This window comes from Corynebacterium liangguodongii (assembly GCF_003070865.1).
GTDB classification, from domain to species: Bacteria; Actinomycetota; Actinomycetes; order Mycobacteriales; family Mycobacteriaceae; genus Corynebacterium; species Corynebacterium liangguodongii.
Window position 1 is genome coordinate 288,363 of the sequence record NZ_CP026948.1, and the last position, 26,495, is coordinate 314,857.

The 26,495-nt window shown below is 67.8% G+C and carries 28 protein-coding genes; 11 read left to right on the forward strand and 17 right to left on the reverse strand.

Annotation, left to right across the window (positions count from 1 at the left end):
- Positions 1-23: 23 nt before the first annotated feature.
- On the forward strand, positions 24-1,016 hold the full coding sequence (ccsB, locus tag C3E79_RS01370; protein WP_108403295.1) for a c-type cytochrome biogenesis protein CcsB: 993 nt from the start codon (positions 24-26) through the stop codon (positions 1,014-1,016).
- Positions 1,017-2,027, forward strand: a complete 1,011-nt coding sequence (gene galE, locus C3E79_RS01375; protein ID WP_108403296.1) for a UDP-glucose 4-epimerase GalE — start codon at positions 1,017-1,019, stop codon at positions 2,025-2,027.
- Here the strand turns inward: galE and C3E79_RS01380 are convergent.
- The gene (locus C3E79_RS01380; protein WP_108404996.1) at positions 2,024-2,269 is read right to left on the reverse strand and encodes a hypothetical protein; all 246 of its coding nucleotides are present in this window, start codon (positions 2,267-2,269) and stop codon (positions 2,024-2,026) included. The two genes, galE and C3E79_RS01380, sit on opposite strands and share 4 nt — an antisense overlap.
- A gap of 45 nt (positions 2,270-2,314) precedes the next feature.
- Between C3E79_RS01380 and C3E79_RS01385 the strand changes: the two genes are divergently transcribed.
- Positions 2,315-2,614 carry a DUF4229 domain-containing protein gene (locus tag C3E79_RS01385; protein ID WP_108403297.1) on the forward strand — a complete coding sequence of 100 codons (300 nt, stop codon included), beginning with the start codon at positions 2,315-2,317 and terminating at the stop codon, positions 2,612-2,614.
- Here C3E79_RS01385 and C3E79_RS01390 read toward each other — a convergent pair.
- The 8 genes from C3E79_RS01390 to C3E79_RS01425 all read right to left on the reverse strand — a co-directional run bounded on the left by C3E79_RS01390 (position 2,611) and on the right by C3E79_RS01425 (position 11,104).
- Positions 2,611-3,528, reverse strand: a complete 918-nt coding sequence (locus C3E79_RS01390) for an AEC family transporter (protein WP_108403298.1) — start codon at positions 3,526-3,528, stop codon at positions 2,611-2,613. The genes C3E79_RS01385 and C3E79_RS01390 overlap by 4 nt on opposite strands.
- A gap of 422 nt (positions 3,529-3,950) precedes the next feature.
- A complete protein-coding gene (gene nagA, locus C3E79_RS01395; RefSeq protein WP_108403299.1) occupies positions 3,951-5,099 on the reverse strand; it encodes an N-acetylglucosamine-6-phosphate deacetylase in 1,149 nt (382 codons plus the stop codon).
- 28 nt (positions 5,100-5,127) lie between these two features.
- Entirely contained in the window at positions 5,128-5,946 is an 819-nt protein-coding gene (locus C3E79_RS01400) for a DeoR/GlpR family DNA-binding transcription regulator (RefSeq protein WP_108403300.1), read from the reverse strand.
- The gene (locus tag C3E79_RS01405) at positions 5,943-6,776 is read right to left on the reverse strand and encodes a class II fructose-bisphosphate aldolase (protein ID WP_108403301.1); all 834 of its coding nucleotides are present in this window, start codon (positions 6,774-6,776) and stop codon (positions 5,943-5,945) included. The genes C3E79_RS01400 and C3E79_RS01405 overlap by 4 nt, the downstream gene beginning before the upstream one ends.
- Entirely contained in the window at positions 6,773-7,708 is a 936-nt protein-coding gene (locus tag C3E79_RS01410) for a 1-phosphofructokinase family hexose kinase (RefSeq protein WP_108403302.1), read from the reverse strand. Before C3E79_RS01410 ends, C3E79_RS01405 begins: the two co-directional genes overlap by 4 nt.
- A 3-nt stretch (positions 7,709-7,711) precedes the next feature.
- Positions 7,712-8,632, reverse strand: coding sequence for an SIS domain-containing protein (locus C3E79_RS01415; RefSeq protein ID WP_108403303.1), 921 nt, complete (start codon positions 8,630-8,632; stop codon positions 7,712-7,714).
- A 67-nt stretch (positions 8,633-8,699) separates the two neighbouring features.
- Entirely contained in the window at positions 8,700-10,091 is a 1,392-nt protein-coding gene (locus C3E79_RS01420; RefSeq protein ID WP_108403304.1) for a sugar porter family MFS transporter, read from the reverse strand.
- A 74-nt stretch (positions 10,092-10,165) separates the two neighbouring features.
- Entirely contained in the window at positions 10,166-11,104 is a 939-nt protein-coding gene (locus C3E79_RS01425) for an ROK family protein (protein WP_158268468.1), read from the reverse strand.
- A gap of 341 nt (positions 11,105-11,445) precedes the next feature.
- Between C3E79_RS01425 and C3E79_RS01430 the strand changes: the two genes are divergently transcribed.
- Entirely contained in the window at positions 11,446-12,705 is a 1,260-nt protein-coding gene (locus C3E79_RS01430; RefSeq protein WP_158268467.1) for an HNH endonuclease signature motif containing protein, read from the forward strand.
- Here C3E79_RS01430 and C3E79_RS01435 read toward each other — a convergent pair.
- A complete protein-coding gene (locus C3E79_RS01435; RefSeq protein WP_108403307.1) occupies positions 12,702-13,607 on the reverse strand; it encodes a 1,4-dihydroxy-2-naphthoate polyprenyltransferase in 906 nt (301 codons plus the stop codon). The genes C3E79_RS01430 and C3E79_RS01435 overlap by 4 nt on opposite strands.
- A gap of 429 nt (positions 13,608-14,036) precedes the next feature.
- Between C3E79_RS01435 and C3E79_RS11540 the strand changes: the two genes are divergently transcribed.
- Positions 14,037-14,540 (forward strand): hypothetical protein, encoded by a 504-nt coding sequence (locus C3E79_RS11540; protein ID WP_235840553.1) that lies wholly within the window; start codon positions 14,037-14,039, stop codon positions 14,538-14,540.
- Here C3E79_RS11540 and C3E79_RS01445 read toward each other — a convergent pair.
- The 4 genes from C3E79_RS01445 to C3E79_RS01460 are packed head-to-tail and all read right to left on the reverse strand — an operon-like array spanning position 14,500 to position 17,790.
- Positions 14,500-15,327, reverse strand: coding sequence for a metal ABC transporter permease (locus C3E79_RS01445; RefSeq protein ID WP_108404997.1), 828 nt, complete (start codon positions 15,325-15,327; stop codon positions 14,500-14,502). The two genes, C3E79_RS11540 and C3E79_RS01445, sit on opposite strands and share 41 nt — an antisense overlap.
- Positions 15,324-16,187: a metal ABC transporter permease gene (locus C3E79_RS01450; protein ID WP_108403309.1), complete on the reverse strand. Its 864-nt coding sequence runs from the start codon at positions 16,185-16,187 to the stop codon at positions 15,324-15,326. Before C3E79_RS01450 ends, C3E79_RS01445 begins: the two co-directional genes overlap by 4 nt.
- Entirely contained in the window at positions 16,184-16,876 is a 693-nt protein-coding gene (locus tag C3E79_RS01455; protein WP_108403310.1) for a metal ABC transporter ATP-binding protein, read from the reverse strand. The genes C3E79_RS01450 and C3E79_RS01455 overlap by 4 nt, the downstream gene beginning before the upstream one ends.
- On the reverse strand, positions 16,876-17,790 hold the full coding sequence (locus C3E79_RS01460) for a metal ABC transporter substrate-binding protein (protein WP_108403311.1): 915 nt from the start codon (positions 17,788-17,790) through the stop codon (positions 16,876-16,878). The genes C3E79_RS01455 and C3E79_RS01460 overlap by 1 nt, the downstream gene beginning before the upstream one ends.
- 104 nt (positions 17,791-17,894) lie before the next feature.
- Between C3E79_RS01460 and C3E79_RS01465 the strand changes: the two genes are divergently transcribed.
- Positions 17,895-18,569 (forward strand): metal-dependent transcriptional regulator, encoded by a 675-nt coding sequence (locus C3E79_RS01465; protein WP_108403312.1) that lies wholly within the window; start codon positions 17,895-17,897, stop codon positions 18,567-18,569.
- Positions 18,570-18,576: 7 nt separating this feature from the next.
- On the opposite strand, the gene menE is transcribed toward C3E79_RS01465, so the two are convergent.
- From menE to C3E79_RS01480, 3 genes are read right to left on the reverse strand one after another with little or no spacing between them, the layout of a single operon-like run.
- Positions 18,577-19,701, reverse strand: coding sequence for an o-succinylbenzoate--CoA ligase (menE, locus tag C3E79_RS01470; protein WP_108403313.1), 1,125 nt, complete (start codon positions 19,699-19,701; stop codon positions 18,577-18,579).
- 36 nt (positions 19,702-19,737) lie between these two features.
- Positions 19,738-20,433 carry a hypothetical protein gene (locus C3E79_RS01475; protein ID WP_108403314.1) on the reverse strand — a complete coding sequence of 232 codons (696 nt, stop codon included), beginning with the start codon at positions 20,431-20,433 and terminating at the stop codon, positions 19,738-19,740.
- Between the two features lie 11 nt (positions 20,434-20,444).
- A complete protein-coding gene (locus C3E79_RS01480; protein ID WP_108403315.1) occupies positions 20,445-21,371 on the reverse strand; it encodes a 1,4-dihydroxy-2-naphthoyl-CoA synthase in 927 nt (308 codons plus the stop codon).
- Positions 21,372-21,488: 117 nt separating this feature from the next.
- Here C3E79_RS01480 and C3E79_RS01485 point away from each other — a divergent pair, with 117 nt between their 5' ends.
- From C3E79_RS01485 to C3E79_RS01505, 5 genes are read left to right on the forward strand one after another with little or no spacing between them, the layout of a single operon-like run.
- A complete protein-coding gene (locus tag C3E79_RS01485) occupies positions 21,489-21,752 on the forward strand; it encodes a FeoA family protein (protein WP_108403316.1) in 264 nt (87 codons plus the stop codon).
- A gap of 3 nt (positions 21,753-21,755) precedes the next feature.
- Positions 21,756-23,705, forward strand: a complete 1,950-nt coding sequence (gene feoB, locus C3E79_RS01490) for a ferrous iron transport protein B (protein WP_108403317.1) — start codon at positions 21,756-21,758, stop codon at positions 23,703-23,705.
- Between the two features lie 9 nt (positions 23,706-23,714).
- Complete coding sequence (locus C3E79_RS01495) at positions 23,715-23,960, forward strand: FeoC-like transcriptional regulator (RefSeq protein WP_235840552.1); 246 nt, start codon at positions 23,715-23,717, stop codon at positions 23,958-23,960.
- An 11-nt stretch (positions 23,961-23,971) separates the two neighbouring features.
- Positions 23,972-24,922, forward strand: coding sequence for an o-succinylbenzoate synthase (locus C3E79_RS01500; RefSeq protein ID WP_108403319.1), 951 nt, complete (start codon positions 23,972-23,974; stop codon positions 24,920-24,922).
- 10 nt (positions 24,923-24,932) lie between these two features.
- The gene (locus C3E79_RS01505) at positions 24,933-26,483 is read left to right on the forward strand and encodes an SLC13 family permease (protein WP_108403320.1); all 1,551 of its coding nucleotides are present in this window, start codon (positions 24,933-24,935) and stop codon (positions 26,481-26,483) included.
- Positions 26,484-26,495 lie beyond the last annotated feature (12 nt).

Sequence of the window (26,495 nt, forward strand, 5' to 3'; positions counted from 1 at the left end):
CCGCAGTGGGGTAGGTTTAGCCTATGCTCGTCGACTCCACCCTGGCAGATCTCTCGGACCTGACGTTCCGCACTGCCTTCGTCATCTACCTCGTCGCCTTGGTCATGGCGTGCATCTACTACGGCCGCATGTTCGGGGTTGTGGACATGCGCCGTCAGCGCGCCCAGGCCCGAGAGAAGGTCGCCGTCGGGGCCGGCGGGCCGGACATCGTCGAGGCAGACACCTTCGACCAGCAAGAATACGAGCGCCGGGTCGCCGGGGCGCGTAAGTGGGCGAACATGACGCAGGCCCTGGTGTGGTTCGGCATCGTGCTGCACCTCACCTCCTTTGCCACCCGCGGCCTGGCCGCGCGCCGCTTCCCGCTGGGTAACCTCTACGAATACATCTTGTTCATGTCGGCGGTGATCATGGTCGCCGCCGCGGTGGTGATCCAGCGCAAGAATTGGCACACGCTGTGGGTGTGGGTGCTCTCGCCGATGATTGTGGCGATGTTTTTAAACTCCACCCTGTTCTACATGCAGGCCGCCCCCGTGATACCCGCGCTGCAGTCCTACTGGTTGCCGGTGCACGTCTCCTCGGTCTCCATCGGCGCCTCCATCGGCATCGTCTCGGGCATCTTCGCGCTGCTCTACCTGCTGCGCATGTGGCAGCCGAAGGGGGAGGAATCCGGCTTCTTCGGCGCGCTGGCCCGCCCGTTGCCGAGCGCGCAGACGCTCGATCAGATCACGTACAAGACGGCGATTATCACGCTGCCGCTGTTCGGCATCGGCATCGTCTTCGGCGCGATCTGGGCCGAGGCGGCCTGGAGCCGGCCCTGGGGCTGGGACGCGAAGGAGACGGTGTCTTTGATCACGTGGATCCTCTACGCCGCCTACCTGCACGCCCGCGCCACGGCCGGGTGGAAGAACGTTCCTGCGGCGTGGATCAACGTCTTCGCGTTGGCCATGACGATTTTCAACATGACCTACGTCAACACTGTCATTGCCGGGCTACACTCTTACGCGGGGTTGAACTAAATGAAGGTGCTCATCACCGGCGGGGCCGGTTTCATCGGGTCGACGGTCGCGTCCTGCTGCGTCGACCACGGCATCACCCCGGTTATCCTCGATGACTACTCCACGGGCCTGCGCGTCTTCGCGCGCCGCTTCGCCCACTACGAGGGCGACATCGCCGATCGCGCGTTGCTCGATCGGATTGTTGACGACCATCCAGACATCGACGCGGTGATCCACTGCGCGGCCAAGATCGTCGTTCCCGAAAGCGTCGAGGCGCCGCTGAAGTACTACGACAACAACGTGGGAAGAGCTGTCTCGCTTATCGACGCCCTCTCCGCCCGCGGGGTGAAGACCTTCCTGCTCAGCTCCACCGCCGCGATGTACGAGCCGGGCCCGGACTTCATGGTCGACGAGGGCAGCGCGGTGCACCCGACGAGCCCGTACGCGGCGTCGAAGTGGATGCTCGAGCGCGTGCTGGCGGATACGGCCGCCACGGGGCGCATCCGCGCGATCGCGCTGCGCTACTTCAACCCGATCGGCGCGGATCCCCAGCTGCGCACGGGCCTGCAGAACCCGGCGCCGTCACACGCGTTGGGCAAGATGATCACCGCGCACACCACCGGTGTCCCGTTCACCGTCACCGGGGTGGATTGGCCGACCCGCGACGGCTCCGGCCTGCGCGACTACGTCCACGTGTGGGACCTCGCGCGCGCCCACGTGCTGGCGCTCCAGGCGGAGCTCGGCGCCTACGAGGTGATTAACCTGGGCACCGGCACGGGCACGACGGTGCTCGAGCTCGCTGCCGCCGTGGGGGAGGCGACCGGAGCCCCGCTCGACGTCGTGGCCGCCCCGCGGCGTGAGGGAGACGTGGTCGGCAGCGCCGCGCGCATTGACAAGGCCGCCCGGGTGCTCGGCTGGCGCCCGGAATACTCGGTGGCCGATGGGGTGCGCCACTCGCTCCAGTGGGCCGCGACGCTGCCCGAGGTGCTCGCCGCCGAGGCTGAGCTGGCTGAGCTGGCCGAGCTGGCTTAGTCCTCGCCGCCCCCTAGGCGCCTGCGCCGCTGCTCTTCCTCGCGCCTGCGTTGTTCTGCTTCTTCTCGTGCCCGGCGCTCCTTGAAGCGCTGTTTTTCGATGTTCCAGAGGAACTCTTCGTCATCATCCGGGCCCTTGATGGCGGGCGGAGGGGCTGCCGGTTTCCGGCTGGCCGGCCCGAAGGCCCGCCACAGCATCCAGATGGCCAGGATGACCAAGGCCACGAGCAAGAGTCTTCCCATGCCCATAAACATACTGTGTCGGGGCCTTCGGTAGGGTAGCGGTCTGTGAGTAACTCTCTCGATCCGGCAGTGCGCCGCCGCGCGAACAAGGCCGTGGCCGTCTACGGCGGGCTGCGCCTGCTGCTTTTTGTCGCGCTCACGGTGGCGATTCAGGCCCTCGCTGCGGCCATCGGTGCCCCGGTGCCGCTGATCATGTCGGCGCTCCTGGCGCTCATCGTCGCGTTCCCGCTGTCGATGGTCATCTTCTCCCGCCAGCGGGTGGCGGCCGTCGAGGCGCTGGCGACCTGGCGGGCGCAGCGCGACGAGCGCAAGCGCTGGATTCGTGAGGAGCTGGAGAGGCGCTAGAGCACGGCGGCGATGACGAGCATCGCGGGCAGCGCGAGGAACGTCGTGAGGAAGACGGTATCGCGCGCGACGATCTCGCCGACGCGGTAGTTGGCCGTGTAGTTGTAGACGTTTTGCGCGGTGGGAAGCGCCGCGAGGATGACCGCGGCGTAGAGCTGGTTGCCCTCGAGCCCGGCGAGCGAGCCGATGCCGAAGGCGAATGCGGGCATGGCGGTGAGCTTCAGGGCGGTGGCGGTGAGCGTTGGCACGCGATCCGGCCCTTCGCGCAGCACGCGCGTGCCTTTGATGGAGGCACCGAAGCTCATGAGGATGAGCGGGAGCGAGGCCGCCCCGAGGTACTTGATTGGCGCCATGACGGGCTCGGGGATTGTCCAGCCGGACACCGCGACGATGGTCCCCGCGATTGCCGCGAGCACCATCGGGGCGCTCAGCCCGCGCAGGATCGCCTCGCGCACGTGGTGCTTGCCGGCTCCCCCGGCGTTGAGCCCGGCGATGATGAACGGGGAGATCACCGCCATCTGCATGACCAGCGCGGGCACGACGTAGGTGGCGTCCCCGATGACGTAGGTGGCGATCGGCAGGCCCATGTTGACGGAGTTGAAGTAGCTCGATGCCGCCGCCCCGGCCATCGTGGTGGGCACGTCCTGGCGAAAGGCGGCCGCCGAGATCGCCCAGAACAGCGCCATCGTGGTGAGCGAGGCAGCGAAGACCACCGCGTTGACGGGGGAGAACAACGTGCTGGTCTCGGAGGTGGCGACGAGCGAGAAGATGAGCGAGGGTGTCGTGGCCCAGAACGCGACGCGGTTGAACTGCAGCCGCTGCTCCCCCTCGCCGATCACGCCGCGGTGCGCGAGGACGTAGCCGACGCCGACGACGGCGAAGATGACGGCGAAGCCGGTGAGGACGTCGAGCATGCTGCATTTCTCTTTCCGTATTATTTCCGTCAAGTAATGTTTCTGCTTGGAGGCGATTCAATGGAACCACGCTGGCGATTGTTAATCACGTATGTACTCGTATCCACAGTACTTCTGTTGGTTTCGCCCGTTTTTGGGCCACTGGGGTGGGCCGTCCCGCTGGTTGTTCTTAATCCAGTGCTGACTCTTCTGCTGTCGTGGCGAGATACGGCTCAACGCGGTTTTACTTGGTGGTGGTTTATGATTCCCCCCTTGACTGGTGTGGTCCAAGCACTCATATTGATGAATGCTTCCGCCATCCCGTTCTCTACTTTGCTTCTCATCGGCGCTGCTCTCGGTGTAGGACTGGGTGCTATAAGCAGACGCCGAACAATGGCAGTTAAAAAGACATGATGGCGAAGCCGGTGAGGACGTCGAGCATGCTATGCCACGCGCCGCCCGCCCACGTAGACCTGCGCGGGTAGGTAGGTGGCGGGGTCGAGCACGATCACGTCGGCGTCGCGGCCGGGCGCGATGGCCCCGGCGATGTCTGCGGCGCCGACCGCCTGCGCCGGGTGCCGGGTAGCCGCTGCCACGGCGCCGTCGAGCGGCACCTGGCACGCCGTGACGGCGTGGGCGAGAGCGCGGTCCATCGTCAGCGTCGACCCGGCGAGCGAGCTACCCTCCTTCAGGCGGGCCACGCCGTCGGCGACCACCACGTCGAGGGTGCCGAGCTTGTAGGGGCCGTCGGGGGCGCAGGTCGCCGACATGGCGTCGGTAATAAGCACCATCCGCTCGGGGGCCTGCGCAAAGAGCGTGGCGACGACCGAGGGGTGGACGTGGATGCCGTCGTTGATCACCTCGAGCCACACCCGGGGGTCCCGTAGCGCCGCGATGACGGGCCCGGGCGCGCGGTGGTGGATGCTGTTCATGGCGTTGAAGGTGTGGGTGAGGATGCTGACCCCGGCGTCGAAGGCGGCCTGTGCTTGCTCGAAGGTGGCGGAGGTGTGCCCGAGGGAGGCGACGATGCCGCGCTCGCGCAGGTAGTCCACCGCGGCGAGGCCGCCGTCGCGCTCGACGGCGAGGGTGACCTGCGCGATTGTGCCGTCGGCGGCCTCGACGAGGCGGGAGAGGGAGCCGAGGTCGGGATCGCGCAGCAGATCTATGGGGTGGGCGCCTTTGTGGCTGGGGTGCAAAAACGGGCCCTCCGGGTGGATCCCCAGCACGTGCCGGTTGCTCTTGGCCACGGGCGCGAGCTCGCCGATGAGCCGCTCCATGTCCTCGACGCCGTTGGTGACCAGGGAGAGGCACTGGTAGGCGGTGCCGTGCGCCTGGTGGGCCCGCAGGATCTTATCGACGGCACCGGCCCCGTCGTCGAAGGCGGCGCACTGCGCGCCGTGGCAGTGGATGTCGACGTAGCCCGGCACGAGCGGGGCGCCGGCGAGGTCGGTGACCTCCCACGCCGGCTCGGGGGTGATGCCGTGGCCGATGCGGGCGATGCGGCCGTCGCCAAGCAGGACGTCCGCGTCGTCCTCGATCTCGCCGATGCCGCCGCGATACAGCGTGGCGTGCGTCAACAGGGTGGTGGTCATGGTCTGCCTCCTCGTTCCCTCTGCCATGCTAGTCCGGCCTGTATACGCGCCCGTGAGCGACGTGGACGGTGTAGCCGCGGGCGGTGAGCTCGGCGATTTGGGCGTCTCTAATCGACGCATCCACAACCACCGAGCCGACCGTTTCCGCGCCGCCCAGGCTGTAGAAGGAACGGCGGCCGAGCTTGCTGGAGTCCATCACCGCCATCGGTTGCCTCGCGCGCGAGGCCATGAGCCGGTTGGTTGCCCCCTCGTTTTCGTCGACGGTGCCTGGGCCCTGCTCGTCGAACCCGTTGACCCCTAAGAAGGCGTAATCAAGCGAGATCTTGCCCAGCGTGTCGTGGCCGAGCGGTCCGGTGAGCTCGATGGAGGAGTGGTTGAGCACCCCACCCGTGACGACGACGCGGATCGCCGGGGCGGAGGAGAGGAAAAAGGCCACGTCCACGGCGTTGGTCACCACCGTGAGCACCGGCTTCGCCGCTGGGCCTGCGTCGCGCGCCAGCTCGCTTGCCCAGGGCAGGAGCTGCTCGGCGATGAGCCCTACGGTTGATCCCCCGGTGAGCCCGATCGCGTCGCCGGGGCGGAGCAGGGAGAGGCAGTAGCGCGCCACTTCTTCCTTCTGGGCGTGGTTGTGGGAGCGTTTTTGACGCAGCGGCATGTCGAAGGAGACCACGTTGGCGGTGATGCCACCGTGCACCCGCCGGACTTTGCCTTGCTGGGTGAGCGCGTCGAAGTCGCGCCGCGCGGTCGCCGGGGAGACCCCCAGGGCCGAGGTCACCTCGTCGACGGTGACGGAGTGGCTCTCCCCGACGAGGTCGAGGATTCGGCTGAGCCGCTCGGCCCGGTTCACGCCGCGAACACCTTCAGCAGGCGCGCGGCCTCCTCGCTCAGCGCCTGGGACCCGGCCTTGACGTACGTGCGCGAGTCGGTCACGGTGGGGTTGTCATCGAGGAATCGCCGGATGGCGCGGGTGAAGTGGCCGTTGAGGTGGGTGGAGACGTTGATCTTGGTCATCCCCGCGCGCACCCCGCGGACGATCTCGTCGTCGGGCACGCCGGAGGAGCCGTGGAGCACCAGGGGCACCGGAACGGCGCTGCGCAGCTCGGCGATGAGATCCTTATCCAGGCGCGCGGTGCGCTCCTGCATGGCGTGCTCCGAGCCCACGGCGACGGCGAGGAGGTCCACGCCGGTTTCCTCGACGAAGCGCCGCGCTTCCGCGGGGTTCGTGCGCACCCCGGGGGCGTGGGCGCCGAGCTTGCCGCCAATCTCTCCGAGTTCCGCCTCGACCGCGCAGCCGCGGTCGTGTGCGTATGCGACGACCTCCCGGGTGGTGGCGACGTTGGCGTCGAAGTCGAGCGTGGAACCGTCGTACATCACGGAGTTAAACCCCAGATCGACTGCCCGCTTGGCCAGCTCGAGGTCCTCGCAGTGGTCGAGGTGGACGGCCACGGGGGCCGAGGCGGACTGGGCGATGGCGAGGGTGGCCAGCGCGATGGGTTCGAGCGAGCCGTGGTAGCGCACGCAGTTGTGGCTGATCTGCAGGATCACCGGCAGGCCGGCGGTCTCGGCCGCCCGGGCCAGCGCCTCGGCGGTTTCTATGTGGATGACGTTAAACGCCCCCACGCCAGTGCCGCGCTGCGCTGCGGCGGAGACGATCTCGAGGGTCGAGGCTGTGGTCATTGTGCGGTTCCTTTCGTCGTGTGTACCTCGCGGATGTCGACTCGGTGAGAAAGCTCCTCCCACTGCGCGGGCAGCGTGCCGGCGACGGGAGAGAGCACCGCCGCCGCGGACCAGGCGATGCAGCGGACGGCGGCGGCGTCGAGGTCTTCGCCCGTGAGGTGAGCGGCCGCCAGTGCGGCGACGACGGCGTCGCCGGCCCCGGTCGGGTTTCCGGCAACGGGGGCGTCGAGCCGGGCGTGCAGGCCGCGCTGCTCCGTGACGAGCAACAAGCCGTCCGCGCCCATGGAGACGGCGACGCCGCGGGCCCCGGCTGCGAGGAGCTGCTGTGCGCCTGCGCACACGTCGTCGTGCCCGAGCGCGGCGGCGAGCTCGTGGTGGTTGGGCTTGACCCACAGGGGGCGTTGTGCGCAGGCGTCGATAAGCGAGCGGCCCTGCGTATCGACGATTGCGTCGACGCCCCCGGCCGCCACATCGCCCAACAGTGCGGGCAGGAAGCCGGGATCGAGGTTGGCGGGCACCGACCCGCTGACCACGAGCAGCTCGGCCTCCGTGGCGCAGCGGCGCACGTCTGCTGCGAGGCGATCGTAGTCCTCGGGCGTGAACGGCGGGGCCGGCTCGTTAAACATCGCGGTATCGCCGTCTTCGACCGAGAAGATCGACCACGTCGAGCGGAGCGGGGTGTCGGTATCGGTAAAGCGCAGCGCGAGCCGCGGGTCGAGCCCGCCCGCCTCGCGCACGTCGCGTTCGTTGATGAGCCCCATGGCCTGCGCGTCGAAGCCCTGCTGTGCGAGGATGTTGGCGACGTTGATCCCCTTGCCGCCGAGGCGGCGGTGCGCCGGGGCGACCCTGTGGGAGTGGCCGGGACGCAGCGAATCGGCCGTGATGGTGACGTCGAGGGCGGGCGCCGGAGTGAGTGTGATGACGCGGGGCATGGCTTACTTATCCAGGATGACGGAGCGCGTGAGGCTGCGCGGCGCGTCGGCGTCGAGCCCGCGGGCGCGGGAGGTCTCCAGGGCCACCTTGTGCAGGCGGACGAGCTCGACGAGGGGATCCTCGCCGTGAGTGATCAGGCTCGCCCCGGTGGCGGCGACCTGGTCGGCCAGCCCCTCGGGGACCTCAGAGAGGGCCCAGACGATCCGGCCCGGCGCGGCGATGGCGATGGGGCCGTGGCGGTACTCCATCGAGTTGTAGGACTCCGTCCACGCCTGGGAGGACTCGCGCATTTTCAGCGCGGCCTCCTGGGCGAGCCCGAGCGCGAAGCGGCTGCCCAAAAACGTGTACTGCTCGGCGTTGACAAGCCCGTCCTCCGGCTCTTCCTCGAGAGCAGCCTGCGCTGAGGCGGGGAGGCCGCGCAGGTAGTCGAGGTCTTCCACGGTCGTGCGCAGGGCCATCAGCGCGGTGGTGGCAAACCGGGTTTGCACCACGGATTCTTCATCGGCGAAGCCGAGGTCGATGACCTGGGTTGCCTTGTGCGCGATCGGGCTGTCCGCCACGCCGACGACGGCGATGGTGTGAGCGCCGTCCGGGAGGGAGTCAATGAGCTCGGCGACCTCGGTCGTCGTCCCCGAGCGCGAGATGAGGACGTAGGCGTCGTAGGTTCGGCCGAGGCGCATCTCCGTGGGGGTGTAGGCATCCGTGGGGCCGTAGCCGTTGTCCTCGCGCAACGCAGCGTAGGCCTGCGCGACGAACCAGGAAGTTCCGCACCCGATGACCGCGACGCTGGCGCCGCGCCCGGGGAATGTCACGTCGGCGAACACGCCGCGCTCAGCCAGGTCGAGCGCCGCGCGCCAGACGTCAGGCTGCGAGTGGAGCTCGCGGTCCATGGAGGCTCCGGGGAGAGCGGGGGTTGCGGTCATGGCGGGGGTCCTTCCGGTCGAACTTCAGTGATTGAAAGTGAGCGATAACGGCTTGAGTGATCACTCTCTATCGTATCTGCGCGTCCCACTTCGCGCCATTGGCCCAAAAACGGTGGATGTCTTCCAGGTTGCGCCCCTTGGTCTCCGGGGCGAAGCGCAGCACGAAGAGGAAGGCGAACAGGCAGAGCGCGCCGAAGATCATAAAGACACCGGTGCCGCCCACGGCGCCGAGCAGCGGCGGGAAGGCCTGCGCCACAATCGCGTTGGCGACGAGGTCGGCGGTGAGCATGATCGACGAGCCCAGCGCGCGGTACTTCGCGGGGAAGATCTCGCCGGCGTAGACCCAGACCAAGGCGCCGAAGCCGAAGGTAAAGCCCATGGTGAAGATGACGATCGCGAACAAGCCGAGGTACTGGTAGAAGCCGGAGAAGCCCCCGCCGAGGCCGTAGGTGATGACCAGCAAGACGTTGGCGAAGATCATCACACCGATGCCGGAGAGCAAGACCTTGCGGCGGCCGAAGTCGTCGATAATATTCATGGAGACGACAACGGCGATGAGCGAGAAGAACTGCACCAAGGCCGGCAGGAGGAGCTGCTGGGTGTTGCCTACGTAGCCCATCTGCTCGAAGATCTGGGGTGCGTAGTAGATCGTGGCGTTGATGCCCGTGATTTGGACGAAGAACCCGAGCACGATCGCGAACATCGTGGCGCGGGCGAGGTATCCGCTAAACATCTCCCTCAGGCTTCCCCGCTCGGACTGCTCGCTTAAGGCCTCGCGGATGGACGCCAATTCCTCGTCGACACGGCGCGGGTCGCCCTCGAGCGTGTGGAGCACCTCGGCGGCCTCCCGCTCGCGGCCCTGCATCATTAAGTAGGTCGGGGTTTCGGTCAGCCGGAAGAGCATCGCGAGCACAACCAGGGCCGGGACCGCCGCGACACCGAGCATGAGGCGCCAGCTTTCGGAGAAGGAGAGCAGCCAGCAGATGATGTAGCCGGACACGACGCCGATCACCGTAGCGACCTGGTAGGCGGCGAGGAGGCCGCCGCGGACCCGCGAGGGCGCGGCCTCGGCGATGAAGACCGGCACGATGGAGACCGACAGGCCAATGGTGAAGCCGAGTAGGGTCCTACACAACAGCAGCGTTGCGGTGCCCGGGGCGAGCATCGAGAGCACGGCAAAAATAGCGTAGCCGGCCGCGATGAGGAGCATCGAGTTGCGCCGGCCGAATTTGTCGGCGACGACCCCGCCAAGCATCGCCCCAAGGATCTGTCCCACGACCACGCTAGTGGCCATAGCCGCCGCCTGGTTGGTGTTCAACCCGAGGTCGGCGGGCAAAAACAGCAGGGCTCCGGCGATGTTGGAGATGTCGTAGCCGTAGGTGATGCCGAGCGTGGCGGCGGTAAAAGCCACAGTTTTGCCCGCCGGGGGAACCTTCCGGAGCTCGCTCGCAAATGACATGTTTTTCCTCCCACGTGGATTCGTGTAATGAGTGCCCCGCGTACCCATGCGCGGTGGCAAAGGGGGTGCCGGGCCTAGAGGCCGAGCCTTTCCGCGAGAGTTCTCGTCTGCAGTGCTGCGCCCACCAAACCGGCCTTTGCCCCGAGCTTCGAGCAGCCAATCTCCGGGCGCCTTTGGAAGGTCAGGATGCTATCGAGCTTTTCGCTCACCGGGTTGAGCAGGGTATCCCCGGCGCCGGAGAACCCACCTGCGAACAAGATTGCCTCCGGGGCGATGATGCTGCACAGCTGGGAGATGCACTTGGCCAGGCCCAGCGTGGCGCGGTCCCAGATCCGCGCCGCGAGGGTATCGCCGGAGAGCGCGAGGTCAATAACCTCCTTGCCACCCATGACCTTGATACCGGAGAGGCGTTGGTACTCGCGGGCGACAGCAGCGGCGGATGCCACCGTCTCCAGGCATCCCGCCTGGCCGCAGACGCAGAGCGGACCGTTGGAACCGAACACCGGGATGTGGCCGATTTCGCCGGCGAACCCGTCGCCGTCGATAAGCTGCCTATTGATAAAGATCGCGCCCGCGATGCCAGTTCCTATGGTGAGCACCACGACGTTATCGAACCTGTGCGCGTAGCCGAGCTGGTACTCGGCGATGCCGGACCCGCGGACATCGTGCGTCACGGAGACGGGGTAGCCGAGCCGCTCGGTGAGGATGTCCGCGAACGGTACGTTGTCCCACCCGAGGTTCTCGGAGTGGACGCCAATTCCTTTTCGGTCATTGACCACGCCGGGAATGAGTACCGAACCGACTCGGGCGCTTCGCCCGGACTCCGCCAGGTTGTCGGAGAGCTCGACGATGGTATCGATGACCCCGGGGGCCTTGTTCTTGCCCGGGGGAGTCGGCAGGATGACGACCTTTTCGATCTCCCCGTTTTCGTGAACGAAGCCGGCCTTGATGTTGGTTCCCCCGACGTCCACTGCGAGCGCGGGTAGACCTTTTCCGACCTGTACCGTATCCATTGTGGTTCCTCTGAGGCTTGGCGACGGTGCGTAGTTGCGCATCGCCGCGCCGGTGCAGTATTTCTCATTTATTGTAAAGCTGTGATGTGGATCTCTATGGATTGAGTCTGCCTGACTCTGCCGCTGCAGAGTGGGAGAGAGTGGTCTGACTCTGCCGCTGCAGAGTGACGCACCACGCCCGCACGCGAATCTTCTCTATAGAAAAAACGTTCGAAAAACCCTTGACCGGGTCACGGTAATCCGCTACCATGAGAGGCGAAAGGTCGAACACTTGTACGGGGGTAGCAATGTTGGATGTATGGGGTGCACAATCCGTCGCTAGTAGCGATGAAGACGCTGTCGTGATCCACGCGATACGTCGCCACCAGGAGTGGTCCACCCGCTCTAAGGCCGAGTTGCTTATCGCGATCGCGGAGTTTGACGCGCGAGGGTTATTCGAAAACTTTGGCGAGACATGTACCGCCGGCTGGTTGGCGCGGGAGATCCATATCGCTCCATCCACTGCGTTCGAGTACGTTGGCGTCGCCCGCCAGCTTGAGCAGTTTCCCATGCTCACGGCCGCGTTCCGGCGAGGAGAGGTGTGCTATTCGACGGTCCGTTACCTGCTCAAACGTTTAACCGTAGAAAACGAAAGACAGCTCGTGGACCTTGCAAGGCGTCTCTGTTTCCCCGAGCTCAAGAGGGCATTGGCTGGTCTCGAACCGAGCGATGGGGCGGAGACGCGTGAGTATCACCACAGCGTGCGGGTGGAGGATAACGGCGACGTCGTCATCACCGCCCGCCTCAACGCGGCGGATGGTGCGGCGTACCTTGCCGCGCTCAAGGTTGCGCAGCTCGCCGACTACGGCTTTGACGATGTGACCGAGGAAGACCTCGCCGACGGCGAGAGAATTGATGACCTCCTGGAGGAGAAAAGGAAGCTCCCTGAGGCGTGCCCGTCGCAGGAGCAGGAACTGGAACCGGAGCCGGATCAAAAGCGCAAGCCTCTCTCGAGGTTCGGCCCTCCGACGAGGGAGGATATGTATGGAGCGCTGCTCTCCATGATCAACGTGGTGAGGACGAGGCCGGTGAGCGATCTGCGCACCCCGGGCGCTCACGTCAACATCATGATGACGACAAACGGGCGCGCATGGCTGCCCGGAAACGTTGCAGCGCCCTCGTCGGTGCTGCAGAACTATGTGGGGGACGCGTTCGTGCGCCTACACCTTATTGACGACAATGGCGTGACTGTGCACGTCGGCAAGAGCACTCGCTTTGTTAACGACGGCCAGTTGCGCGCCCTGCTTGCGGTCTGGGGCTACGAGTGCGCGATGCCGGGGTGCAATCATGCCCGATTTATTGAGGTACACCACATCAAGGAGTGGTGCGAAGGAGGAAAAACGGAGCTCGAAAACCTCATCCCGCTGTGCTCTGCCTGTCATTCGAAGGTCACAAACGGCCTGGCGCACATCAGTACCAACGGACGCGATATCGAGTTCCGTTTCCTCGGAGGGCGACGGTTCATCTCCCGCGCGCGGGGGCTGCCGGAACGCGACGTCGATTTCACCGGCCCGCTCGTGCCGCCAGGCGTGAGCGAGAGAGCTGACAGCTTTGACGACTAGGAGAAGGCCTGTCCACTCCACGCCAGGGCGAGCGCGGTGATGATGGCCCATGCGAGCATTGCCGTCCCGTTGAGGCCGAGCACGGGGATGAGTTGCTTGCCGTGCGCCCCGCGCACGACCCGCAGGACGGCTGCCACCGCGAGCGGTAAGGCGAGTAGCGCCGCCAGGGCCGGGAGGCAGGCGACGGCGAGGACGAAACTGACGGCGAAGGGGGTGAGGGTCAGCGCGACAAAAAGGTAGCGTGAAACGCGATCGCCAAGGCGCACCGCGAGCGTGTGTTTGCCGGCCACCGCATCAGTGGGGATGTCCCGAATGTTGTTCGCCAGGTTCACCGCGGCCGAGATGCCGCCGACGCCCACCGCGGAGGCCAACCCCACCCAGCTCACTACGCCGGATTGGGTGAACTCGGTGCCCAGCACCGCGACGAGCCCGAAGAACACGAACACCGCCAGCTCGCCGAAACCTCGGTAGCCGTAGGGGTTTTCTCCGCCGGTGTAGAACCACGCCGCTGCAATACATGCTGCACCGATGGGGATCAGCCACCACGCGGAGAGGAGCGAGAGTGCGACCCCGGCGACCGCGGCGACGGCAAAGGAAGCAAACGCCGCGCGCTTGACCTGCGCGGGCGAGGCCAGCCCCGAAGCGGTCAGCCTGGTGGGGCCCGTGCGGTCGTCATCTGTGCCGCGCACGCCGTCGGAGTAATCGTTGGCGTAGTTCACGCCAACGATTAGGGCCCAGGACACAACCAGGGCGATGAGCGCGCGGCCGAGGTGCGCCTGTCCAGCAAACGCCGCGGCCCCGGTACCCGCAATGACCGGCGAAAATGCGTTCGGCCAGGTGTGCGGGCGCGCCGCCTGCCACCATTGGCGGATCGTGGCGCTGGGTTGTACGGGTCGCGTCATGCCCTCCATCATGCCCGCCGGAGGGGACGGAGGCACACTCACCCGCTAAAGTCGAACATCATGTGGTTGGACTACGCCGCGCGCCAAGCGCTGATTTCGGTAGGGGCTTTTGCGCGTGCTCCACGGCTAAAGTTCGCGGCTCACGCTTCGCCTCTGTCGTTTCCGCAGGAGGGCGACGTGGTCGTATCCTTGACTACTCACGGCGAGCGAATCTCGTCTGCGGTGGCTGCAATTTCGTCGCTCTTGCTGGGCACGCAGCTGCTCCCAGTGCATCTTTGGCTCGATCGGGGCGATTTCGAGTCGGAGTGGCCGAGAGCGTTGAAGGGTCTGGTTGATCGGGGACTTCAGGTACGTTGTTCGGACGGTGCTTTTGGTCCACACACGAAGTATTTTGGCACGTTCGCGGAGTGTGCTGGGACTGACACGCGTGTGATTACGATTGACGACGACATGATGTACCCGCGGTGGTTTGTCGAGAAGCTACTCAACGCCGCGCAGGCCGACCCGGGTTCGGTGGTGGCTTACCGCGCGCATCGCATCGTCACCACGGGCGGTGAGATCGAGCGCTACCGGCGCTGGAGGCAAGTCCGCACCACCGCTCCGTCGCACCTGCACTTCTCCACGGGGGTCTCCGGCGTGGCGTACCCGCCGGCGATGGTCGATTACGTTGCCTCGCTGGGAACGGAGTTTCTCCACCACGCGCCTCGTGCCGACGACGTGTGGCTCAACGCCTGCGCACTGCGCTCCGGGCACCGGGTGCGCCAGGTCTTTCCCCACCCGCGGGAGTTCTCCATCGTGCCGGGGTCTCAGCGCAGGGCACTGGTGCGGGAAAACCTCCGCGGCGGCGGAAATGACCTGCAGATTGCGGCGACGTATGGGCCAGCGGACGTCGCTAAGCTGCTAGCCGAGCCCGAGCCCGGAAGCGCGGGATAAGAAGCGCGCACAGAAGCAGCGCGTTCGCCAGGGCGATGGACGGCGAGGTCGCGAGGTTGAGGTGGTAGGCGCACCAGAATCCCACCAGCGCGTTCGCGAGGGCGATCGCGCAGGTAAGTGGGATGAGGTGGGTGAGGCGTCGACACGTGAGCCGCGCGCAGACGACGGGGAGCACCATCAGCGCGATGACGAGCATCGCTCCCGCTGTGTGGAACGCTGCGCTGGCGGTCAGCGCCACGAGAGCCATAAACGCGGTGTGGAGCGCGCCGACGCCAACCCCGCTGACCCGGGCGAAAGGCGCGTCGAACGCGCACGCCGTCAGGCGCGGGAGAAAGACGAGCACGAACGCGAGGTTCACCGCGGCGATGGCGAACAGGGTCCCGGCGTAGCCGGGCGAGGTGAGCGCGACGAGGTTGACGTCCCCCACCAACACCGCGTGGACGTCGAGGTGGACGTGGCTTAAGCGCGCGCTGATGAGGATCACGCCGAAGGAGAACATCGCCGGGAAGACCAGGCCAAGCGCGGCGTCGGAGGAGACGAGGCCGCTGCGGCGCAGACATTGGGTCCCCAGCGCTACCGCGAGAGCCCCGAGCGCCGCCGTGACCGTGAGCACGGGGGAGCCGAGGTCCCCGGTGAACATGTATCCCACCGCGATGCCGGGCAGCACGGCGTGCCCGATGCCGTCGATGACCATTGATTCCTTGTTGAGCACCACAAACGTACCGGGGATTGCGCAGGCCAGCGCGGTGGCCACGGCGAGGATGCAGGCGGATGCAGCGAGCGTCATGCGGCCACCGCCTTCCTGCGCGGCGAGCAGGCGAAGCACACCGCGACGATGCCGAACTGCACCATGACGATGGCCGGGCCCGTCGGGATCGAGTGGGCGATGGAAAGATAGGAGCCCGCCGCGGAGCTGAGCGCACCGATGGCCGCGGCGGCGGCGATGAAGGCCGGGACCCTCGTGACCCATTGGCGCGCGGCGGCGGCCGGGCTGATCACGACCGCGATCATGAGCACGACGCCGACGACCTTGATGCCCACCACCGTCACCACGGTCAGCGCAAATAGCGCGAGGCTGCCGTAGATGGTCGGGCGCAGGCCTAAGACCTGTGCGAACTGGGCGTCAAAGACAGAGGAGACTTGGCGGTGGTGCACGGCGGCGAGCGCGACGAGCACCGCGGCGCAGACCAGGAGCGTCGATACGATGTCGGCGCGGGTGAGCGAGGCGGCGTTGCCGAGGAGGAACCCCTCGATCCCGGCCTTGCCCGGCAGCGGGGTGCGCGAGACGTACTGCATGCCGAGCTGCCCGGCGGAGAAGAAGGTGGTGAGCACCGCCGCGATCGCGGCGTCGGCGGGGATCGGGGCGATGCGGGGGAGCAGGTCGATCGCGCGCACGGCGAGGAATCCGGCCGCCATCGCCCCGCAGAGCAGCAGCGGGATGCTGCGGCCGTTGAGCCCGAGCAGGGCAGCGGCGGTGAACGCGGCGACGAGGCCAGGCAGGCTGGCGTGCGAGATGGCGTCGGCAAGAAGCGCTCGGCGGCGCAGGTAGACGAGGGGGCCCAGCGCCCCGGCGCACGCGCCGATGGTGACGGTGCCGGTGAGTGTGTGCGCGTAGGTGTAGTCGCCGAGAATGTCCGCGGGGGTCATGATGCCGCTCCGGGGAGGGAGAACAGCGTGGCCACGGCGGCATCATCAAGCGTGCATGCCGTCTCACCCGCCGCGATGATGCCGTCGGGGCCGAGCAGCACGACGTCGTCGCAGAACTCCGCGACCTCGGCGAGGTTGTGGTGCACGAGCACGATGGTGGTCAGGCTCTCGCGCAGCTCGCGCAGGACGCCGACGATCGTGTCTTGGCTCAGCTTATCGACGCCCGCGAAAGGCTCGTCCAGAATGAGAATCTCCGGCTCGGAGGCGAGCGCGCGGGCCAGCAGCGTGCGCTGGCGCTGCCCGCCGGATAAGGCGCTAATCGGGTCGTTCGCTTTGTCCTGGAGGCCAACGCGCATCAGTGCGGCCGCAGCGGCCGCCCTATCCTCGCGCCCCGGCCACTGCCACCAGGCGAGGTGGCCGGTGCGGCCCATGAGAGCGACGTCGAAAAGCGTGGCGGGGAAGTCCCAGTCGATCTCCGCGTGCTGCGGCATGTACCCGATCCGCCCGCTGGCCTCGATGCGCGCGCCGGGGGCCTCGATGAGGCCGACGGCGGCCTTGAGCAGCGTTGATTTGCCGGACCCGTTCGCGCCGACGAGGCCGGCGATGCGACCCGGGCGGAACTCCACGCTGATGTCGTCAAGCACGACGCGGCGGCCGTAGCCGGCCGTGAGGTGGTCGATTGTGAGCATCAGGCGAGCGCCTCCGCGACGACGTTGGCGTTGTGCTCAAAGGCACCCAGGTAGGTATCCGTCGGCGGGGTGGGGCCCAGGGTGTCGGCGAAGAGCTCGGCATCGGAGACCTCCACCTCCCAGCCCCGGGACCGCACGGCCTCCTTCAGCGCGTCGATGGCCTGCGGGTTGGCCTGGTTGTCGTGGAAGATCACCGGCACCTTCTCGTGCGCGATCGTATCCGCCAGCGCGGAGATCTGGGCCGGGGATTTCGCGGCCTCCGTGGTCACGAAGTCGGTGGCGAACACCTCGAAGCCGAAGGTCTTGCCAAAATAGTTAAACGCGTCGTGGCCGGTGATGAGGATCCGCGGGTGGACCGTGGCGAGGGCCTCCTGCGCGCGCTGCGCCGACGCGGCGATCTCTCCCTTGTACGACTCCGCGGCTGCGGCGTACTCGGGCGCGCGCTCTGGGTCGATCTCGCCGAGCTTCGCGCCGATGGCGTCGACGACCTGGGACCACAGCGCGGGGCTGTTCCAGATGTGGGGATCGTAGAGCTTCTCTCCCGCGCCCGGCTGGTCGGGCCACGGCAGCAGCTCGCCGGAATCGACCTTGGTGCCCACCTCGAGCTGCTTGTCGCCGAGCGATTCGAGCTGGTCGATCATGTGGGCCTCGAGGTGCAGGCCGTTCCACACGACGAGGTCGCTATCGCGCATCGTCTCGAGGTCTTTGGTCGTTGGCTGGTAGGTGTGCGGGTCCCCGCCGGGGCCGACCATGGTGGTGATCTCGGCGTCGGGGGCGATGTTGCGGGCGGCGTCGGCGAGGTAGCCGGTCGTGGCGAAGATCTTTAAGGCCCCGTGCTGGGCGTCGTCAGTAGCGGGCGCGCACCCGGCGAGGCCGAGCACGAGCGCGAGGAGGAGGGGGACAAGGCGAGACATCGCACCTTCTTTCAGTTAGATGGAAGCAAAAGTTCATTGAAATGAACACTTGGGAGCGTAGCCGCGCGTCCCCCGCCCGGCAAGGCGCCAGCTAGGATGACTTCATGCACCTTCGCCAACTGCCGGAGCGCACGCAGGACTACCTCAAGGTGATGTGGAACTACGAGGAGCGCCACGGCCTCGGCGCGCCGATCCCACTTGGCGAGCTCGCCAAGGCCACGGGGCAAAAGCTCCCCACGGCCTCCGAGGCGGTCAAGAGGCTCGCGGCGCAGGGCCTTGTCGAGCACGAAAAATACGCCGGCGTCCGGCTCGCAGACCCCGGCCGCACGCTCGCCGTCGGCGTCGTGCGGCGCCACCGTCTCATCGAGACCCTCCTGGTGAGAACCCTCGGCTACTCCTGGGACGAGGTGCACGAAGAGGCAGACATGCTCGAGCACGCCGTGAGCGATCGCTTCCTCTCGCGTGTCGACGCCTTTTTGGGCCACCCCTCCCGAGACCCCCACGGCGACCCCATCCCCACTGCCGACGGCACCGCGGAGCCGCTGTCAAAGATGCGCCTCGGGGACGTCGCGCCGGGCGACAAAGTCGTCTTCGAGCAGGTCAACGACGCCGACCCGGAACTTCTGCGCTACCTCCAGCGCCACGGGGTCAGCCCCGGGGACACGCTCGAGGTCTTAAGCGCGGCCACCGCCGGGCTTATCCAGGTTCGCGCGGGCGGCGGGGAGTTCCCCATCGGGGCGACCAAAGCGGACGATATCGCCGTGCGCCGGTCGGGTTAGCGCGGGGCTAGAAGAGCGCGGCCACGGCCGCGCGGTCGACCTTGCCCGGGCCCAGCGTCGGCAGAGCGGGCAGGAGCGTGATGTCCTTCGGCACCTGCCAGCGCGGCAGGTCCGCGAGCCCGTCCATGAGCGTCGCCACATCGGCGGAGCCCACGTAGGCGGCGCAGATGCGCTGGCCGAAACGCTCGTCGGGGACCCCCACGACGCACGCGGCGGTCACGCCGGGGACGCGCAGCATGGCGTCCTCGAGAACTTCGGGGTGGAGCTTGAAGCCGCCGGAGTCGATGACGTTGTCGAGCCGGCCGGAGACGGTCAAGTGGGCGCCGTCGAGCGAGCCCGCGTCGGAGGTGGCAAACCAGCCGGGTTCGGAAAACGCCTCGTGGCCGGGCGCATTGCGGTAGCCGCGCGCGACCATCGGGCCGCCGAGGACAATCCGCCCGCCGGAGATGCGGACGCGCGCGCCGGGGATGGGCCGGCCGTCGTAGACGCAGCCGCCGGAGGTTTCGGAGGACCCGTAGGTGGTCACGACGTTGATGCGCAGCTTGCGTGCGGATTCGAGCAGGGCGGGGTTGGTCGCCGCGCCGCCGACGAGGACGGAGTCGAAAAGCCTCAGCGCCTCGATGCCCTCCAGGCTCGAGGTCGCCTTCGCCAGCTGCAGAGGAGTCAGTGCGGTGTAGCACCGGTCCCCCGTATCCGCGATCTCGCGGGCGCGCGCGGCGAAATCGGCGATCACAAACCCCCGAGACAGGTCGAGCGCAGCCGGCTCTACCCCGGCGACGAGGGCGCGTACCAGCACCTGCAGGCCCGCGATGTAGCACGCCGGCATGGCAAGCAGCCACTGGCCCTGCCCGCCGAGGCGTTGGTGCGTGGCGTCCGCGCTGGCGACGAGGTTGGCCGCTGTCAGCTCGGCGCCCTTCGGCCGCCCGGTCGAGCCGGAGGTGGACACGACCGCGGCGATGTCCTCGTCGATGGGCTCACCGACGCCCATCGTGTTGCGCAGCAGGTTCGCGCGCGCCGGGTCGTCGAGAGGGACGGGGAGTAGGCTGCGCCGCCCGGAGAGGGCCTCTTCGAGGTCGGGCAGAATCGCGAGCGGGTCGCGCGGGTCGACGGCGAGGATCTCCAGGTTGTGCACGGGGGTCGATGGTAGTCGGGCTCGATCGTGGCCGGCCTAGCCGCGGCCCTGGACGGTATCCAGCCCGGAGCGGTCGTTGATGCCGAACCAGGTCAACGGGACCTGGTCCGCCGGCGGGTTGACGTCCTTGGTAAAGCCGACGGCGGGCCCGTCGGTGGCCAGCGAGCGCCCCTGCAGCACGAAGCGCTGGCTCTGGGCGGCGGTTTGTATGGAGTGCCCGTCGACCTGGTAGATCCCGCGTCCCTCCCGGGAGGCAAAGATCTTGGAGAAGGAGCCGCCGGCGGTGGCCTGCCCGTCGATGATGTTGTCGGTGGACGCGACCGCTCGGCCGCCCTCGATCGTCAACACGATGACCGGGGAAAAGCCCCTGCTGTCGATCCGGAGCAGCAGCTCGGGCGAGGAGTCCCCCGTCGCCTCCACGAGCGCATAGGAGTACGTCCCGGTCGGATCGAACTGCGCGGCCGGGCTCGGCGGGAAGTCCCCCGGGTGGTCCAGCGCGGCGGAGTAGGCGGCGCGGACGGGCTCCTGCGGCGCGGCGGCGTGCGCGGTGGTGCTCGCGGGCGCGCTTTCGGCCGCGCTCGCTGGCGTGCTTTTGGTCGCGCTGGAAGCGGCGCTGGCCGAGGAGACGACCGTCAGCGGGCTGGCCGGGCGCGGGGTCGGTTTGTCGCTGGCGCACGCGGACAGGGCCGCCGCGGCCGCCAGGGTGAGGGGGAATAGGATTCGCCGTGTCATAGATATCAAAGCTAGTAGTAGTACGGGAACTCTTCCCAGTTCGGCGCCCGCTTCTGCAGGAAGGAGTCGCGGCCCTCCACGGCCTCGTCGGTCATGTAGGCCAGGCGGGTCGCCTCGCCGGCGAAGACCTGCTGGCCCATGAGGCCGTCGTCAGTGAGGTTGAACGCGAACTTCAGCATGCGCTGCGCGGTGGGGGACTTGGTGTTGATCTCGCGGGCGGCGGTTATCGCCTCCTCCTCGAGCCGGCCGTGGTCGGCGACGATGTTGACCGCGCCCATGCGCTGCATCTCTTCGGCGGTGTAGGTGCGGCCGAGGAAGAAGATCTCGCGGGCGAACTTCTGCCCGACCATCTTTGCCAGGTAAGCCGAGCCGTAGCCGGCGTCGAAGGACCCGACGTCGGCATCCGTCTGCTTGAAGCGGGCCTCCTGGCGTGATGCGATGGTCAGGTCGCACACGACGTGGAGCGAGTGCCCGCCGCCGGCCGCCCAGCCGCCCACCACGGCGATGACCACCTTCGGCATGGTGCGGATGAGCCTTTGCACCTCGAGGATGTGCAGGCGCCCGCCCTCCGCCTTGGCGCGGGCGGCGTCGACCTCGCCCGCGTCGGTCGCGTACTGGTATCCCGAGCGGCCGCGGATGCGCTGGTCCCCGCCGGAGCAAAACGCCCAGCCGCCGTCTTTCGGCGAGGGCCCGTTGCCGGTGAGTAACACCGTGCCCACCGTGGGGTCGCGCCGCGCGTGGTCGAGCGCCCGGTAGAGCTCGTCGACCGTGTGTGGGCGAAAGGCGTTGCGCACCTCGGGGCGGTCAAACGCGATGCGCGCGATGCCGTTTTCGCGCCCGCCGCCGTTGTGGCGGTGGTAGGTGATGTCGGTGAAGTCGAAGCCTTCGACGACGTCCCACTGGGAGGGGTCGAAGGGCTGCTCGGTGGAGTAGTGCATGGGCATTATCCTACGAGGGGTCGACCAGCCGGGTGTGATGATTTTCGCAATGCTTCTGTTGCGAAAGTGTGTGTTAGGTATTGCTTACCTATGTGGCGAAGGCTTAGAGTAAGCGCCATGCGATTTGCCCACACCCCTGTTCCGGCCGCGCACCGGCAGGCCTTGCTTGTCGACGTCCCCGTCGGCGCCCGCGCCATCATCGGCGGTGACACCTTCGACCCCCGCGGCTCGCGGCGCCTGCGCGAGCTCGGGATGCGCCCCGGGGCCAGCGTGACGGTGGTGCAGAAGACCTCAGGCGGCGGGCGCATCGTCAGCGTGGGTGCCCACCGCTACGCGCTCGGCGCGCAGGCGCTGCGCTCGATCACCGTCAGCGCGGCATAAGCGGTGGCGCGCAAGGTACTCACCGCGGCACCTTCCTGCCACGGTGCCGGATCCCCGCTCGATGCTGTTGCCGCGGGCGCGCCGGTCGTCGCGCTCGTCGGCGCCCCGAACGCGGGGAAATCCACGCTCTTTAACGCGCTGACCGGCGCAAACGTGAAGATGGGTAACTGGCCGGGCACGTCCGTGGAGGTGGCCCGCGGCTCGTGGCGCATCCCGGGCGGCCGCGCCCTTACCGTCTGCGACCTCCCGGGCAGCTATTCCCTCGACCCGGTCAGCCCCGACGAGGAGCTCACCCGCGAGCTGCTCATCGGGCGGGACCCGGACGAGCGCCCCGATGTGGTGCTCGTCGCCGTCGACGCCGCCAACATCGCGCGCGGCCTCTACCTCGCCGCGCAGGTGGCGGAGCACCCCTACCGGCTCATCGTCGTGTTGACGAAGAGCGACGTGGCGGCCGCGGGCGGGGTCGAATATGACGTCGATACGCTCTCGCGCTCCCTCGGCCTGCCCGTGGTAGCGGTCGACCCGCGCCGCCGCGAACTGGCGGGCCTGGCCGAGGCGGTCACCGCCAGCCTTGAGCAACCTCCGCGCACCGCCCGCGCCCTCCCCCCGGAATGCGGTGACGAGCTCGCGCGTGCCGACGCCCGCTTCGCCTGGGTCGATGCCGCAGTCTCCGCGGCGACCGTGCGCAACGAACCCCGTGTCACGCTCACGGAGCGGGTCGACCGCCTCGCCCTGCACCCGGTCGCCGGCCCCCTCGTCTTCCTCTTCGCCATGTGGTGCGTCTTCCAGGTCACCACCACCGTCGCGGCGCCCCTACAGGACGGCTTGGATGCCTTCTTCTCTGGACCGGTCTCCGCCGCCGCGGAGTCTGTGCTGCCCGACGTGGACTGGCTGCGCGGCCTCGTCGTCGACGGGCTCATCGGCGGGGTCGGGATGGTGCTCACCTTTGTTCCGCTGATGGCCTTGATGTTTTTGTGTCTGGCCGTGCTCGAGGACTCCGGCTACATGGCGCGCGCGGCGGTCGTCGCCGATCGACTCATGCGCACCATCGGCCTGCCCGGCAAGGCGTTTATCCCGCTGATCGTGGGCTTTGGCTGCAACGTCCCGGCGATCTCGGCGACCCGCGTGCTCGCGGACCCGCGCCAGCGGCTCATGACGGCGCTGCTCGTGCCGTTTACCTCCTGCTCCGCGCGCCTGACCGTCTACGTCATGCTCGCGGCGACGTTTTTCCCCCGGCACTCCGGAACCGTCGTGTTTGCCATGTACGTCATCTCCATCCTCTTGGTCGTCGCCGCCGGCCTTGCCATGCGCACCACCCTGTGGCGCCGGATGGGATCCGATCCCCTGGTCATCGACCTGCCGACGTACCAGTGGCCGACCCCGCGGCTGGCGCTGACGGTGATGTGGGCGCGGCTGCGTGGCTTCCTTGAGACAGCTGGGAAGATCATCGTCGCCACTGTCGTTGTCGTGTGGGCCCTGCAGTCGACCCCCGCGCAGCCCGGCGCGGCCTTCGGCGAGGTTGCCCCCGAGGATTCTGTCTACGGCTCGGTCGCCGGGGCGATCGCACCCGTCTTTGAGCCTGCGGGGTTCGGCTCGTGGTCCCTCACCGGCCCGCTCATCACCGGGTTCGTGGCCAAGGAAGCCGTGATCTCCAGCTGGGCGCAGACCTACTCGCTGGAGGATCCCTCCGGCCTGGCGGCCGCGGACCAGGGCTCCTCGGCGCTCGCTGCGCGGGTGCGCGAAGACTTCGCCGCGGCCTCCGGGGGCCACCCTATTGCCGCGGTGTGGGCGTTCATGGTCTTCCTCTTGGCGTATACGCCGTGCGTTGCCACGCTGGCCGCGCAGCGCCGCGAGATCGGGCTGCGCTGGACGCTGGCGGGGCTGTGCGCGCAGCTGGCAACGGCGTGGCTGCTGGCGGTCGCGGTGTTTAACGTGCTCAAGGTGGTGCTGTAGGTGGGGCCGATGTCGCAGGTGATGGAGGCGATCCGCGGCGGGGCGCTCGGGCGCGAGGACATCGCGCGGCGCACGGGGCTTGAGCGCACGACTGTCGATGCCGTCATCGAGCGCCTCGAGGCGATGGGGCAGCTCACCCGCGAGCGCCTCGGTGCCTCCTGCCCGACGACCGGGTGCGGCTCGTGCTCTTCCAACGGGGCGTGCTCGCTGCAGCGCGGCCCGGTCTCGCTCGTGCTCGGCCGGCGCCCGGTCTAGCCTGGGCGAGTATGAAGCCCACCCTCGACGACGTTGTGGAACGTTCCCATGTAGTCAGCCTGCCCATGGCGGTCCCGTTTCGCGGGGTGACGCAGCGCGAGGCGCTGCTCATCGAGGGCCCCGCCGGGTGGGGCGAATTCTCGCCGTTTCTCGAATACGGCCCGGCCGAGTCCGCCCACTGGCTCGCCGCCGGGATCGAGGCCGCCTTCGAGGGCCTGCCTGAGGCCACCGGGTCCGTCGAGGTCAACGGCACCGTCCCGGCCGTGGAAGCGGGCGAGGTGGAGGCGGTGCTCGAGCGCTTCCCGGGGGTGCGCACGTTCAAGATCAAGGTTGCGCAGAAGGGGCAGTCGCTTGACGACGACCTCTCCCGCGTCGCCGCCGTACGCGCCCTGCGCCCGGATGCCCGTCTGCGCGTGGATGCTAACCGCGGCTGGAGCGTCGATCAGGCCGTGGAGGCTGCGCGCGCGCTGGGCGAGCTCGAATACATCGAGCAGCCCTGCGCCACGGCCGAGGAGCTCGCCGCGGTGCGCGCGCGGGTAGACACCCCGATCGCCGCCGACGAATCCATCCGCCGCGCCGCCGACCCGTACCGCGTGGCCGCCCTCGGCGCGGCGGATGTCGCCGTGGTAAAGGTCGCCCCGCTCGGTGGGGTGCGCCGCCTCGTGCGCATCAGCCACGAGCTCGGGCTCGACGTCACCGTGGCCAGCGCGCTGGATACGGCAGTGGGGATCAGCGCGGGGCTCGTTGCCGCTAAGCTCACCGGGTCGAGGGCCGCCGGGCTGGCCACCCAGCGCCTCTTCTCCGAGGACGTCTGTGCGCCGCGCCCCATCGTGGGCGGTGCCGTGGAGGTCGCCCCCGCAACCCCCGACCCCGAGCGCCTGCACTCCCTGCGCGCCCGGCGTGAGCGCCGCGACTGGTGGGTGCGCCGGGTGGGGGAGTGTTTCCCCTACCTAGAGGGGTAAAATCCAGCCTATGGATAGCTCTTTGGCAGGTTCTGAGGTGGCCGAGGCGGGGCAGTGGCGTCGCCAAGCAATAGGCCTCATCGCGGGTGTCGTCCTTGCAGGGGCGGTCTTCGCGCTCTTTCCGGCGGGGGCCGCCGACACAGTCGCCCAATCCACGGGCGCGAAAGAGGGCGCGGTGTACTCGGCGGGGGCGATGCGGGTCGTTGCCGCCACCACGGTGCTCATGGCTGTGTGGTGGATGACGGAGGCGATCCCGCTAGCGGCCACGGCCTTGATCCCCATCGCGGTCTTCCCGCTCGCCGGGGTCGCGTCGTTTTCTGCGGTGGCCTCGCCGTATGCGTCGTCGACAATCTTTTTGTTCTTGGGTGGCTTCCTCATGGCGCTTGGCCTGCAGCGCTGGGACCTGCACCGTCGATTGGCGCTCGCTGTCGTCGCTTTCGTAGGCACGAGCCCGAAGCGCATCATTTTAGGGTTCATGATCGCCACGGGGTTTATGTCCATGTGGGTCTCCAACACAGCGACCGCCGTGGTCATGCTCCCCATCGGAGTCTCCGTGCTCGTGCTCACAGCTCAATCTGTCGGCGGGATGTCCAATCAGAAGCGCTTCGCCACAGCCTTGATGCTCGCCATCGCGTACTCGGCCTCGATCGGCTCTTTGGGCACGCTCATCGGCACGCCGCCGAATGCGCTGCTGGCCGGTTACATGAAGGAGGCCCACGGCATCGACATCGGGTTCGGGCAGTGGATGCTCGTGGGCATGCCGGTGGCGATCGCGTTTACCGTTATCGCCTGGCTGGTCCTCATCACCGTGTTTAGGCCCGAGGTCGACGACATCCCGGGCGGGCGCGAGCTCATCCGCGACGAGATTGCCAAGCTGGGGAAGTGGACTTTTGCCCAGATCGCCGTCGGCGTGATCTTTGCGCTCGCCGCGCTCGCGTGGATTGTGGTTCCCCTGGTGCGAGACTACTTCGGCCTCGAGTTTCCCTACGACGACGCTGTCGTCGGCATCATCGCGGGACTGGCCATGTTCATCGTGCCCGTCAACGCATCTGGCGAGCGCATCATCACGTGGGAGACGGCCAGCGAGGTGCCGTGGGACGTGCTCATCCTCTTCGGCGGTGGGCTCTCCCTCTCCGCCATGTTCACCTCCACGGGGCTCTCTCTGTGGATCGGCGAGGCCGCGAAGAACCTCGCGGTGCTGCCGATCTTCCTGCTCATCCTCGCCGTCTCCGCCCTCGTGCTCGGCCTCACCGAGCTGACTTCGAATACGGCGACGGCGGCAACCTTCCTGCCCATCATGGGCGGCGTGGCTGTCGGTATCGGTCTCACTGCCCAAGGTGAGGCCAACGTCTTGCTGCTGGCCATCCCCGTGGCGCTTGCGGCGACCTGCGCCTTCATGCTCCCCGTGGCAACGCCGCCGAACGCGATCGCCTACTCCTCCGGCTACGTCACAATGGGCGAGATGATCAAGGGCGGGATCTGGCTCAACCTCATCGCGCTCGTGCTCATCACGCTGGCGACGTATTTCCTTGCCGTCCCGGTGTTCGGCCTGGCGCTATAGCGGGCGCGGCAG